Annotated in this window: 10 protein-coding genes and 2 tRNA genes; 2 read left to right on the forward strand and 10 right to left on the reverse strand. The window is 43.0% G+C overall.

The window, feature by feature from the left end; translation table 11 throughout:
• Nucleotides 1–19 precede the first annotated feature (19 nt).
• From argF to prfB, 10 genes are all read right to left on the reverse strand, one after another.
• Entirely contained in the window at nucleotides 20–991 is a 972-nt protein-coding gene (gene argF, locus BRLA_RS20990) for an ornithine carbamoyltransferase (protein ID WP_003334346.1), read from the reverse strand.
• Nucleotides 936–4,175, reverse strand: coding sequence for a carbamoyl-phosphate synthase (glutamine-hydrolyzing) large subunit (gene carB, locus BRLA_RS20995; protein ID WP_003334345.1), 3,240 nt, complete (start codon nucleotides 4,173–4,175; stop codon nucleotides 936–938). Before carB ends, argF begins: the two co-directional genes overlap by 56 nt.
• A complete protein-coding gene (locus BRLA_RS21000) occupies nucleotides 4,168–5,274 on the reverse strand; it encodes a carbamoyl phosphate synthase small subunit (protein ID WP_003334344.1) in 1,107 nt (368 codons plus the stop codon). The genes carB and BRLA_RS21000 overlap by 8 nt, the downstream gene beginning before the upstream one ends.
• 159 nt (nucleotides 5,275–5,433) lie before the next feature.
• On the reverse strand, nucleotides 5,434–6,621 hold the full coding sequence (locus BRLA_RS21005; RefSeq protein WP_003334343.1) for an aspartate aminotransferase family protein: 1,188 nt from the start codon (nucleotides 6,619–6,621) through the stop codon (nucleotides 5,434–5,436).
• A gap of 22 nt (nucleotides 6,622–6,643) precedes the next feature.
• On the reverse strand, nucleotides 6,644–7,480 hold the full coding sequence (argB, locus tag BRLA_RS21010; RefSeq protein WP_003334341.1) for an acetylglutamate kinase: 837 nt from the start codon (nucleotides 7,478–7,480) through the stop codon (nucleotides 6,644–6,646).
• Nucleotides 7,481–7,548: 68 nt separating this feature from the next.
• Nucleotides 7,549–8,601, reverse strand: a complete 1,053-nt coding sequence (gene argC / locus BRLA_RS21015; protein ID WP_003334340.1) for an N-acetyl-gamma-glutamyl-phosphate reductase — start codon at nucleotides 8,599–8,601, stop codon at nucleotides 7,549–7,551.
• 122 nt (nucleotides 8,602–8,723) lie between these two features.
• Nucleotides 8,724–9,077 carry a cytochrome c551 gene (gene cccB, locus BRLA_RS21020; protein WP_003334339.1) on the reverse strand — a complete coding sequence of 118 codons (354 nt, stop codon included), beginning with the start codon at nucleotides 9,075–9,077 and terminating at the stop codon, nucleotides 8,724–8,726.
• 325 nt (nucleotides 9,078–9,402) lie between these two features.
• Nucleotides 9,403–9,489 (reverse strand) — tRNA-Leu (locus tag BRLA_RS21025).
• A gap of 7 nt (nucleotides 9,490–9,496) precedes the next feature.
• Nucleotides 9,497–9,579 (reverse strand) — tRNA-Leu (locus tag BRLA_RS21030).
• A 146-nt stretch (nucleotides 9,580–9,725) separates the two neighbouring features.
• A protein-coding gene (prfB, locus tag BRLA_RS21035) for a peptide chain release factor 2 (protein ID WP_101669268.1) occupies nucleotides 9,726–10,836 on the reverse strand; the annotation gives its coding sequence in 2 pieces (ribosomal slippage) (nucleotides 9,726–10,754 and nucleotides 10,756–10,836; 1,110 coding nt in all).
• A 187-nt stretch (nucleotides 10,837–11,023) separates the two neighbouring features.
• On the opposite strand from prfB, the gene BRLA_RS21040 reads away from it, so the two are divergent.
• Both BRLA_RS21040 and BRLA_RS21045 read left to right on the forward strand, forming a co-directional pair.
• Nucleotides 11,024–11,764, forward strand: a complete 741-nt coding sequence (locus BRLA_RS21040; RefSeq protein WP_003334336.1) for a response regulator transcription factor — start codon at nucleotides 11,024–11,026, stop codon at nucleotides 11,762–11,764.
• On the forward strand, nucleotides 11,754–13,172 hold the full coding sequence (locus BRLA_RS21045) for a sensor histidine kinase (protein WP_003334335.1): 1,419 nt from the start codon (nucleotides 11,754–11,756) through the stop codon (nucleotides 13,170–13,172). Before BRLA_RS21040 ends, BRLA_RS21045 begins: the two co-directional genes overlap by 11 nt.
• The last annotated feature ends 4 nt before the right edge of the window (nucleotides 13,173–13,176 follow it).

Raw genomic sequence — 13,176 nt, forward strand, 5'->3', positions numbered from 1 at the left:
ATTCCATATAAGACGGAATTTACATTACAGATGCCAACAATGCTTTTTGTGCATGGAGACGATTCTCCGCTTCTTCAAACACCACAGAATGAGGTCCATCGATAATCTCTGCTGTCACCTCTTCACCACGGTGCACAGGGAGACAATGCATAAAGATATAATCTGAATCGGCTCTGGATACCAGTTTTTCATTTACCTGATAGGCGGTGAAATCTTTCAAACGTTGCTCATTCTCTTCTTCAAAGCCCATGCTGGTCCATACATCGGTATAAATCACGTCTGCTTGATCAACAGCTTCATTTGCATCGTGAGTCATCATAAATTTTCCACCATATTGAGTAGCGTATTCCACTGCCTTTGCAGCAATAGCATTTTGCATCTCATATCCTGGAGGTGTGGCAATACGTACATCTAATCCGAGAATCAAGGCACCTAGAGCAAGCGAATTTGCCACATTATTGCCGTCTCCGATGAAGGCTAGCTTAATTCCCTGCAATCTGCCCTTGTGTTCCTGTATCGTTAAAAGATCAGCCAAAGCCTGGCAAGGATGATACAAATCAGTTAGCCCATTAATAACCGGTACACTAGCATGCTTTGCTAGCTCTACGACATTTTCGTGAGCATGAGTTCGTATCATAATTCCATCTACATAACTAGATAAAATTTTCGCTGTATCTGAAATTGTTTCACCGCGCCCTAGCTGTAGGTCTTTATCAGTCAGAAATAAACTGCTTCCCCCTAATTGATACATCCCTACTTCAAAAGAAACACGAGTACGCGTGGAGGATTTCGTGAAGATCATCGCTAATGTTTTTCCAGCTAATGGCTGGTAGACCGTGCCGTTTTTTTGCATCGACTTTATTTGACTAGCATAATGCAGTAGTTCGAGCATCTCCTCCCTACTCCACTCGTCAATTTGCAGTGTATTTTTTCCTCTATAAAGAGGGGGTTGAACTTCTGCATAGAGATCCAAGTTCTTCACAGGCTTCATTACTTTCGCTCTCCTTTTCTTGACAAATTTGTAAATAGGCCGCAAATGTCTCGACAACAGTGAACAACGTAATGCCATGCTGAACAGATAAGCTACGCAGTTGAAACCCTGTACGCTCTGCCTGATTTCCTTTTGTAGCGGTAATTAATGACGTTTGAATGAATCCCGCTTTAACCAACGATGTATAGTCAGGTAATCCTTTACATATTTGCGTAATTTCAATGCCGTGATTATTCAAAAACTGCGCCGTGCCTTCTGTTGCATAGATACGTACCCCCGATACTTTTCCTTTCCGAAGGTAGGGTAATACGCTTGCTTTGTCAGCATCGTTTAGTGAAAGAAATAAACCATCTCCACTAGCTAGCCGTTTATTCGCACCTTGTTTGTAGGCAAAAGCTTTACTGAATGCCTCTTTTACAGTTCGACCAAGTCCCAGAATCTCACCTGTAGATTTCATTTCAGGTCCTAATAAAGGGTCTACACCCACTAGCTTCGTGGAAGAAAATACAGGAGCCTTTACCACAAAAAAATGAATGTCTTCTGAAAGTCCTAGCTCATAGCCCATATCTGCTAAACGCTCTCCAAGAGAGACTCGCACAGCCAATTCCACCATTGGGATATTGGTCACCTTACTCGTAATTGGCACTGTACGAGAAGCACGCGGATTTACCTCTAACACATAAACATTTGAATCCTGTAGGACGAACTGGAGATTCACAATCCCGATTGCTTGCATTTCCTTAGCGATTTTCTTGGTATAGTGGACTATTAGCCGCTTCTGTTGTTCTGTGAGATGCTGGGCAGGAAACAAGGCAATACTATCTCCTGAATGTATTCCCGCTTTCTCAACATGTTCAAAAATTCCGGGAATTAATACATCATAGCCATCCGTTATCGCATCTAGCTCGACTTCCATACCCGATATAAATTGATCGATCAGCAAAGGAAAACAACTGGTGTCAACCTGTTCATCAATCCAGCCTTGCATCGCTGCACGTAGCTCGCCCTCATCATGCACAACCGTCATTCCTTGGCCTCCAATAACGTAGGAGGGGCGCAGCAATACAGGATAGCCAATGCTAGTAGCAACATGAATCGCCTCTTCTGTGGAATAGACTCCCTTCCCTGGTATGTGGGGAATATTTAGCTTTTGGAGCATCTGATAAAACAGTTCTCGATCCTCGACCCGTTTCATTTGCTCTAAGGCTGTTCCCAAGACGGTCAGCCCCGCTTCTTGGATAGCACCTGCCAGGTTAATCGCAGTCTGACCACCGAATTGGACGAATACCCCAGCCACTCCTTCTTGCCTAGCTACATGCAGCACATCTTCAATATGCAAAGGCTCAAAATAAAGATGATCGGCCGTCTCGTAATCGGTACTCACTGTCTCTGGGTTATTGTTAATCACGATGGCTTTCAGCTTCTGTTTTTGCAAAGCCTTAGCTGCATGCACAGAACAATAATCAAATTCAATCCCCTGCCCAATACGGATGGGCCCCGAGCCTAGCACCAATATTTTTTTTGCTGATAAAGATACCACCTCATTCTTGCCTTGCCATGTGGAGTAATAATAAGCTGTCTTTGCATCAAACTCTCCCGCACACGTATCGACCATGTTATAGACCGGCATGAGACCCCATTTCTGACGCATTTTCCAAATTTCACTTACAGGAAGCTTCATCATCCAGGCAATCGTCTGATCCGTAATGCCAATTTCCTTACAAGCTCTCAATTCCTCCATACGTAATGTGTCTTTGCATGATGCTTTCAACCTTTTCTCCCACTGGATAATGGACTTAATATGACCTAAATAGAAAGGGTCAATTTCTGTTTTCATGTGAAGCTCTTGTATACTCATACCCCGACGTAACGCTTCTGCTACAGCAAATAAACGAAGGTCCGTGGCAATCTTTAATAGTTTCTCCAACTCCTCCAAAGATAGAGACGCAATATCCTTTCGGTAGAGATAATGACAGCCAATTTCTAAAGAACGGAGAGCCTTTAACAAAGCAGCCTCAAAAGTTCGAGCAATGGCCATTACCTCGCCTGTTGCTTTCATTTGTGTTCCTAGATTGCGGTCAGCTAATGGGAATTTATCAAAGGGCCAACGTGGAATTTTGACAACTACATAATCCAATGCTGGTTCAAAGCTAGCATAGGTATTACCGGTGATAGGGTTGAGCACCTCGTCCAAGTGATAGCCCAATGCTAATTTTGCAGCGATCCTTGCGATCGGATAGCCTGTCGCTTTGGAAGCTAAGGCTGAGGAACGACTAACCCTCGGATTTACTTCAATGAGGTAATAGCGATCTGAATGTGGGTCTAAGGCAAATTGAATATTACAACCACCCACTACACCTAACGCTCGAATCACTTTGGTAGAAACACTGCGTAGCATTTGATATTGACGATCTGTTAAGGTTTGAGAAGGCGCTACAACGATACTATCTCCCGTATGAACACCAACTGGGTCTATATTTTCCATGTTACAAACGATAATGCAGGTATCATTTGCATCCCGCATGACTTCATACTCAATTTCCTTCCAGCCCTTCACACTTCTTTCCACTAGCACCTGTTGTATTGGACTTGCTGCCAGTCCTTGTTCAGCGATTTTTTCAAGAGCCTGTTGATCAGAAGCAATTCCTCCCCCTGCTCCTCCAAGTGTATAAGCTGGACGAACAATCACGGGATAACCAATCTGATTCGCAAAATGTAGAGCTTCCTGTATAGTACTCACTGTTATGCTCTCAGGAACAGGTTCATGAATGTTATTCATCATTCGTTTAAATAACTCGCGATCCTCACCGTTCTGAATAGCAGTCAAGGGAGTCCCTAATAAAGCTACTCCAAAGCGCTCTAATACGCCTGCCTCAGCTAATTCCACAGCCAAATTAAGTCCTGTCTGTCCGCCTAGTGTTGGTAGCAATCCATCCGGTCGTTCCTTTTGAATAATTTTTGTGATAGAAGTGACAGTTAATGGTTCCAGATACACCTTATCTGCAATCTGCTCATCGGTCATGATAGTAGCTGGATTGTTATTCACTAGCACAACTTCTACGCCTTCCTCCTTTAGTGAAAGACAAGCTTGTGCCCCGGAATAATCAAACTCCGCTGCCTGCCCAATCACAATCGGACCCGAACCGATTACCAGCACTTTATGAATGTGTTGTTGTTTAGGCATAATGCTTCGCTCCTATCGTTTGTACCGATTCCAAGAAGGTCGCAATAATATGTGAGGTATCATCTGGTCCCGGATGTGCTTCTGGATGGAATTGTACGCTCATAATGGGCAGATACATATGTCGTAGCCCTTCCACACTGCCATCATTTACATTTCGATAGGTGACCATTAGGTTTTGCTTATCTAATCCCCCCTCCTTCACCACATAGCTATGATTCTGCGAAGTTATATATACTTTACCAGTGCTCAGCTCTTTTACAGGATGGTTGCTTCCGCGATGCCCAAAGGGAAGTCGTTCTGTCTGTCCCCCAAACATCAACGACAATACTTGATGCCCCAAACAAATCCCTAATGTCGGAAATGCTTCGGCTAATTTACGCCATTGTCGACAATATTTTCGTAATTGTTCAGGGTTACCAGGCCCATTGGAGAAGACGATACCATCTGGCTGTAGAGCCCTAATTTCCTCCATACGCGTCTGATAAGGCACAACCGTTACCTTGCAGCCAAGCTTTAACAGGGCTTGCAAAATAGAGTGCTTCATACCCAAATCAATGACTACAATATGCTCCCCTTCTCCTCGATAGGTGATGGAGCGAGTTCTGGAAACATGCTCTACAAAAATGCGCTCCTCCTGACGAAGCCTATGCAAAGCAATCTCCTCTGCTGTCATCGGCTGATCAGCTAGAACACCGTAAAGCAGACCACCCTGCCGAACCTTTTGTGTAATCGACCGTGTGTCTACTCCAGCTAAAATAGGGAAGCCGAACTGCTTTGCAGCCGTATCTAAAGATATCCGGGAACGAAAATGGCTAGGGTTTTGACAAAGCTGACTAACAACCATACCAGAAATAGCAGGCTGAGTTGATTCATAGTCGATTTCATTAACACCATAATTCCCAATCAACGGATAGGTGAAGGTGACGATCTGACCATAAAAGGAAGGATCGCTCATCACCTCCTGATACCCAGTCATTCCTGTATGAAAAACCACCTCTCCGTATGAGGTAAGTGGTACTCCATACAGCTTACCTGCAAATACTTCTCCGCTCTCTAACGTAAGAAACCCTGTATTGTTGCCGTGTAAATACTTATCCAACGCAACCAGCTCCTATCGACAAAAAGTTCCCAACACTCTGCTTTATGAATATATATTCGTTATTTTTGTATAATCATACATTCACTCCAAAAAAAATGCAACGATTTTTCTGAATAAAATCAAAAATCGTTGCATGATTATTTCTGATATCCGGCTATCTTACTTCTCTCCTGACTGCAAAATCTCTTTTAGCACTAGCACTAATTGGTCGATCTCTGACTTTTGAATGATGAGCGCCGGCAATAATCGGATAACATTTGGACCTGCCTGTAGCAATAATACGCCTTTTTGCTGAGCCGCTTTTAGATACCCGCTTACCTCGCCAGTCATTTCTAAACCAACCATCAACCCGAGCCCGCGTACCCCTTTTATTTGATGGGGATATTGCTTGGCTATGTCTTTTAACGCATCAAGCAGGTATTCGCTCATAGCTTTTACATGCGATAATACGTTCTGTTGCTCCATTTCCAAAAGTGTTGCCATTCCCGCTGTTGTAGCTAATTGATTCCCTCCAAAGGTGGTCCCATGTGAGCCTGGAGAAAAGGCCGCGGCTACCGCCTCCGTCGCAAGCATTGCTCCTATCGGAAAGCCACTGCCTAATCCTTTAGCCAGCGTTATCACATCGGGTACGATTCCATAGTGCTGATAACTAAACCATTCACCCGTTCGACCAATACCTGTCTGCACTTCATCAATCATCAATAAAATATCATTTGATTTGCACCACGCATATAATTCGGTCACGAACTCCATTGAGGCTGGATGAACGCCGCCTTCTCCTTGTACAAGCTCTAGCAATACGGCGCATGTTTGGTTTGTCGTCACGTTCTTCACAGCTTCTACATCTCCGTATGGCACAGTGATAAATCCGGCCGGCAAAGGATTAAAGCCCTCTTTTACCTTTTGCTGACCTGTAGCTGTTAACGTAGCTAGGGTTCTGCCATGGAAGGACTGCTCAAACGTAATTATTTCGAAACGATCCTCATTCTTCGTTTTTTGGGCATAACGCCGCGCTAGTTTAATCGCCGCTTCATTCGCTTCCGCCCCGCTGTTGCAAAAGAACACTTGATCTAAACCAGACAATTCAGTCAGTTTTTTTCCTAATTCCTCTTGCAGCGGATGTTGCGTTACATTGGAGCTATGCCATAAGGTATCTAACTGCTGATGCAGTTTTGCTGATACGGCAGGAGGACAATGCCCAAGCGATGTCACACCGATACCAGATGTGCAGTCTAAATACGCTTTTCCTGTATGATCCCAGACCGTGGTACCGCTCCCTTTGACAATCGTAACATCCCAACGCGCATAAGTATTCATCACATGCATTTTTTCTGTATAAACAGTCATGAGCGATCTCTCTCCTTTTTCCCTAATCAATTTCTGTTGCAACGAAGGCTTGTGAGTCCTCTCCACGCGGCATCCCGGCCGAAATGGAAGTACCTACAGCTCTTCCTTTTACCAAACCATCAAGCGTTTCTGCCGCTCCCTTACAAATAACAACCTCCTGAACTCCCTGGGCCAGTGCGTCTAAAGCTGCTTGAACCTTCGGAATCATTCCCCCCGTAATCATTTGGTTCTGAATCATCATTTGGATGTCTTCAATCGTGACGCTTGGCAGCAGTTGTTTTTCCCCTAGCTCATTCTCCTCCCAAATTCCTGGCACATCTGTTAGCATCAGCATTTGTTTCGCGCCTAGGGCAGATGCAATCGCCCCTGCTGCTGTATCTGCGTTGCAGTTAAATCGTGTGTTACCATCCTCTGATACGGCAATAGGTGACACGACTGGAATATAGCCATTCGCAAGCAACAATTGAAGAGGTGCTGGATTCACTGCTGTAATCTTTCCTACCAGTCCTAAGCCATCCATTTTCTCTACTGCTTGCAATAAGGAACCATCTACTCCGCTTAATCCCCATGCTTTTCCCCCTGCATGCAATAGCTTTCGAACGATCAATTTATTCATTGGACCGCTTAATACCATTTCCACGGCTTGCATGGTAGCCTCATCCGTTACTCGCAATCCGTTAGAAAAGATTGGCTCGATCTTCAATTGATCTAGCATTTGATTTATCGCCGGTCCGCCTCCATGTACAATTACAATAGATTTTCCTTCTGCTTGCAGGAAAGCAAGTTTGTTGTAGAAAGATTCAGGCAATTGCTCCAGCATGCTTCCACCGCATTTAATTACCATAACCTCATGTAGCATTTTACAAGTCTCCTATTCATAAGTAGTTGACCTAGAATACCTCGCTTCGCGTAAAAGCGTCACATACACTACGGATAAAGAGCATGTTTCGGTAACCCAAGCGTCTCTTCAAATCCAAACAACAAATTCATATTTTGGATTGCCTGACCCGCCGCACCTTTAACCATGTTATCAATAACGGATAAAATGATAATCCGACCCGTTCTTTCATCAAAATGAAGAGCGATATCACAGTAATTTGTTCCAAGCACCTCTTTTGTGCGTGGATAGGACCCAAATGGCCTTACACGGACAAAGGGAGCATTCTGATATGCATGTTCATACAGCTTTTGTAAGCCTTCAACGGTAAAGCCTACATCCTGACTTTTATCTATTTGAATATAGCTAGTGGTCAAAATTCCTCTGGTCATCGGCACCAGATGAGGGGTGAACTGAATAGCTATCTCTTTCTTCGTCATTTGTAAAATTCCCTGCTCGATCTCTGGCGTATGCTGATGTTGCCCTACTTTATAAGCGTGAAAGCTATCATTTAATTCGCTGTAATGAACACCAAGCGACGCTCCACGACCAGCACCCGAGACTCCTGATTTAGCATCAACAATGATACTGTCGGGCTTGATCCACTCTGTTTGAAGCAGCGGTAACAGGGAAAGCAGGGTAGCAGTTGGATAGCAGCCTGGATTAGCCACCACCGAAGCTTCTCTTACTTTAGATTTGTTCCATTCAGGCAAGCCATAGACAGCCTGCTGCAATACTTCCTTCGTTGCTGGTAACTTCTTATACCATTCCTGATAAGCCTCAGGAGATCGGAGCCTAAGATCACCAGATAAATCGATAATCTTCACTCCCCCCTTTATTAAAACAGGCGTTATTTCAGCACTCACCCCAGCCGGAGTTGCTAAGAACACGACATCATTCTCCTGCGCAATTTTCTCTGGCTGAATGCCCTGTAGCATGGGTAAATCTGCACTCTGCAAATGAGGGAAGAATTCAGCCAATGATCTGCCTTCTGCCGAACTAGAATAAAGACTTTGTATGTATATCTCAGGATGCTGCAATAAGATACGAATGAGTTCAATACCGCTGTATCCAGTGGCTCCAATAATCCCAATACGTTTCATCGCTCTCACTCCTAATTTTTATGCATAAATATACATTTATAATAATAAAAATTCTAATTGATTACAAATATTATTTTGGCTAAAAAGGATGAGATCCAAGGACCTCACCCTATTCGTTCGTTCTATTTCTTTTCTGCTAGCCAAGTTGCAATTGTTTCTGCATCTTCGCCTTTAGACATGTTGGCTGGCATGCTGCCTTTTCCATTTTTAATGATCTCTAATATTTCATCTTTATTGTATTTGCTACCTATTGTTTCTAGGGAAGGACCGGTTGCTCCCTTCAAGTCCACACCGTGACAGCCAACACAACTGCTTTGTTTGAATTTTTCTTCTCCCGCTGATGCAGTCGCTGTATCTCCACTTGCCTTCTCTGCCGCCGGCTTCTCTTCCGGTGCAGGTTGTGATTGTTGTCCACCACAGGCTGTTAATCCCACAGCAAGCGCTCCTACCATCAATACAGTTGCTAAACGTTTCATTTTTTGAATGCCTCCCTTTCCTTTGCAACTAAAAATAGGTACAAACGAGCAGTAGACTATATAGCCATTACCGTTTGTACCTGTGCTACTTTACTTCACTTGCTTCTCTGTTTTTACCATTAGCTAAGCTACATCCAAATTGGTGTAATTTGCTAAATGTAGTATATCATAGTAGTATGCGTTTTCTCAGCTTCTGTATCAGTGTTCATAAGATTGTAAAACATTTTAGAAAAGAGCAATAAATCAAAACTATCGCACTTAAAAAACTACACAAAAAACGAAAAAGCACTTTTGCAATTATGCAAAAGTGCTCACTGTTCTTATATGGTGCCGAAGACCGGACTTGAACCGGTACGGGATTACTCCCGACAGATTTTAAGTCTGTTGCGTCTGCCTATTCCGCCACTCCGGCAGATAAATGGTGCGGGTGGAGGGACTTGAACCCCCACGGTCGCCCGCCAGAACCTAAATCTGGTGCGTCTGCCAATTCCGCCACACCCGCATCGTGTTGACTTCTATAGTCTAACATAGCAATCTGGTAAATGCAATACTTTTTCTATTTTTTATTTCTAAATTCTTTTCTAGTAAAAAAGAGGCTGAAAAAACTAGCATTCTTCAGCCTCTCCTTCTGTCAGCATGCACGCACGCTTATTGCAATTGGGAGCGTAGATAAGCATCAATAAATGGATCAAGCTCTCCATCCATCACTGCCTGCACATTGCCTACCTCCATATTGGTCCGATGATCCTTCACCATGCTGTACGGGTGGAATACATACGAACGAATTTGACTGCCCCAAGCAATGTCCTTCTGTTCTCCCTGAATCGAAGCTAGTGTTTTCTCTTGCTCCTGCTTCTGTAGCTCGAACAGCTTGCCTAATAGCATCTTCATAGCCCGATCGCGGTTTTTAATCTGAGAACGCTCGGTTTGGCACGTCACAACTATACCAGTTGGTAAATGAGTAATACGAACGGCAGAATCTGTCGTGTTGATATGCTGTCCCCCTGCACCACTGGAACGGTACGTATCAATCTTTAAATCCTCAGTTCGAATATCTACTTCTTTATCGTTTTCAATCTCTGGTAGGACGTTGCACGATACGAAGGAAGTATGACGGCGTCCTGAAGCATCAAACGGCGAGATACGCACTAATCGGTGCACCCCTTTTTCCGCCTTTAAATATCCGTACGCATTGTGTCCTTTAATTAACAGCGTAACACTTTTGATCCCTGCCTCATCACCTGGCAGATAATCCAGCGTCTCTACTTTGAAGCCTTTGCGTTCAGCCCAGCGTGTGTACATCCGCAGTAGCATAGAACCCCAATCCTGCGACTCCGTTCCACCAGCTCCTGGATGCAACTCCAAAATAGCGTTATTTTTATCGTATTGATCGCTCAATAACAATTCTAGCTCAAAGTCCTCAAAGTTCTTCTTTAAATCCTGTGTACTCTGATACAGATCGGAAATAAGAGAACTATCGCCTTCTTCAATCACTAGCTCCAGCATCATCTGTAAGTCGTCATAAGAGGCATCCAGACGTCCCATCGTATCTGTTAGACTTTTGATCCCATTAAGCTCTCCAATGGTTTTTTGTGCAACATCATTATCATCCCAAAAATCTGGAGCTAACATCCGCTCCTCCAATTCACCAATGCGCTCTAGCTTTTCTGGGAGGTCAAAGAGACCCCCTAATATCCGTTAGTCGTTTGGACAGACTAGCCATTTCTTGCTTTACATCAGCCACGTCGATCAGTGCCATTCTATCTACTCCTTTAAAACTCATTTTCTTATTGTTTATTGTAGCTGAAAATAAGACAGGTGCAACCTTTCTAGGTTTTGTTGACGATGAAATTTTATCTATTTCCTAAAAATATCACCACGTTTTTCCAAAACGTGTAGAATAGTGAGTAGTGTTTTACTTATAGACTTAGCGGAGGGAAAAGAGAATGAATCGGACAATCCTGGTTGCCGATGATGAGCAGGAGATAGTCGAGCTACTGCGGCTATATCTAGAAAAAGAAAACCTGCGAGTCATTGAAGCCTCAGATGGAGAAGCAGCCCTTCTCTGTATCCAGAATCAATCAATAGATCTAGTTTTAATTGATATTATGATGCCTAAGCTAAATGGTTTGCACCTGCTTACGCAAATACGTCAGGACTACACGCTCCCCGTCATTTTCTTGTCAGCTCGCAGTCAAGATCACGACATTATTTTAGGATTAGGCATGGGGGCAGATGATTATATTACCAAGCCGTTTAATCCCTTAGAGGTCGTAGCACGAATCAAAGCACAACTACGACGTTCCTACCATCTGAATCCATTAAACGATGAGACAACACAGGCTCTATCCGTTCTTACTGTAGGCGATTTAACTTTACATAAGCAGCAATGCATCCTATGCAGGAATCAGGTGGAAATCCCCTTAACATCAACGGAGTATAAAATGCTTGAGATGTTTATGGAGCAGCCCAATCGTGTTTTTACCAAACGCCAGATCTTTGAAAAGGTATGGGGCGATCCCTTTTACAGTGACGATAACACCATCATGGTTCATATTAGTAAATTGCGGGATAAGATAGAGCCAGACCCCAAAAAACCGCTTTATGTAAAAACAGTTCGAGGTCTAGGCTATAAACTGGTTCATTTTTCATCCAAACAAAGAGGGTCAGCTCACAATGAAACATAAAAAAATACACTCTACATTATTATGGAATTATAGCATCTTTATATTTATTATTAGCTCCATTTTAACGATAGCTCTCGGTTATCTCGTCTATCAAATCAACTCAAGCGTTGAACAAGGCTTATCTCCCATTTACCGGGCGAAGGACATCGTATCGGATGACTACGAAAATATTAGGGCAAATGCCATTTTGGAAAACGGGGGCTGGGTAGAAATCCTCAATTCTAACCACCAAATCATCCATGTTATCGGTGTGAAAATGGATTCCATTTACCATTATACGGAGGAACAGCTCTATCAGTTTTTAGACAATACGGAGGAGCAGCTCTATTACTACTCCATTGCGCCATTTACTACCAAAAGTAATAAGAAATATATTTGCTTGGTCAAAATTCCCCGAGACAGCATTAACATTGACATTCAATACTTTAAAAATTTTGATCATACGGTATCTCAGGTCAGCAAGATTATCCTTAAATCATGTTTGCTCCTATTTGTCCCGATCATTATTATCATCTTTTTATATAGTCGGTGGACAGCTCGCAAAATTAGTGTTCCTCTTCATACGATCACCGTTGCTATTAAAAAGATGATCGATGGAGACTATCAAGCTCGTATTCATCTAAAAGCGGAAAGTGAATTCGGAAAAATCCGTGATGCTTTTAACTTTTTGGCAGATAAATTAGAAGCGACTCGCGCTGAGAAGGAAAAATTGGAAGAAAGTAAGCAACGTATGCTCATGGATATATCTCATGATCTTAAAACACCGATCACAAGCATTCAGGGATACGCCTCTGCCCTACAGGATGATATGGTGGTGGATGAAGAAAAGAAAAGACGTTATTTGCAGCTTATTTACAATAAATCGCAGAGTGTAAATGCTTTGATTAATTCGTTATTTGACTTTTTAACACTAGATGATGGTCAGTATCCCCTCTCCATTCGTACCTATGATCTATGTGAATTCATCAGAGAAATTACAGTCGATTTTTTAGATGACATGGAAGAAAAACAATTTAAATTACATATTCAGGTGCCCGAAAACGAAATTTTGTACGATTTTGATTACCGGCATATGAGCAGAGTCATAAGCAATCTTATTTCCAATACGATTAAATATAATCCGCCAGGAACGAACGTCCGAATTGCTGTTCAGGAGCAGAACGATTCCATCATCATTGAGATTGCAGACAATGGTACCGGCATTCCTGCCCATGTACAGCGTCATATATTTGATCCCTTCGTCAGAGGAGATCATTCTCGACAAACCGATGGCGGAACAGGCTTAGGCCTGTCAATCGCTCATAAGATTGTTAAATTGCACGGAGGTCTACTGGAATTGGATGAAAATCCTTTAGAAAAAACCGTTTTTCGTATTACTCTTATCAAACAAAAAAGGAGCCCAGAATAGCATG

The sequence above is a fragment of the Brevibacillus laterosporus LMG 15441 genome (genome assembly GCF_000219535.2).
GTDB lineage: Bacteria > Bacillota > Bacilli > Brevibacillales > Brevibacillaceae > Brevibacillus_B > Brevibacillus_B halotolerans.

Excerpts from the sequence above, each read along its gene's own strand:
- argF (WP_003334346.1), bottom strand. The coding sequence starts at position 991 with ATGAAGCCTGTGAAGAACTTGGATCTCTATGCAGAAGTTCAACCCCCT.
- carB (WP_003334345.1), bottom strand. The coding sequence starts at position 4,175 with ATGCCTAAACAACAACACATTCATAAAGTGCTGGTAATCGGTTCGGGT.
- BRLA_RS21005 (WP_003334343.1), bottom strand. The coding sequence starts at position 6,621 with ATGACTGTTTATACAGAAAAAATGCATGTGATGAATACTTATGCGCGT.
- argB (WP_003334341.1), bottom strand. The coding sequence starts at position 7,480 with ATGCTACATGAGGTTATGGTAATTAAATGCGGTGGAAGCATGCTGGAG.
- argC (WP_003334340.1), bottom strand. The coding sequence starts at position 8,601 with ATGAAACGTATTGGGATTATTGGAGCCACTGGATACAGCGGTATTGAA.
- cccB (WP_003334339.1), bottom strand. The coding sequence starts at position 9,077 with ATGAAACGTTTAGCAACTGTATTGATGGTAGGAGCGCTTGCTGTGGGA.
- BRLA_RS21040 (WP_003334336.1), top strand. The coding sequence starts at position 11,024 with ATGAATCGGACAATCCTGGTTGCCGATGATGAGCAGGAGATAGTCGAG.
- BRLA_RS21045 (WP_003334335.1), top strand. The coding sequence starts at position 11,754 with ATGAAACATAAAAAAATACACTCTACATTATTATGGAATTATAGCATC.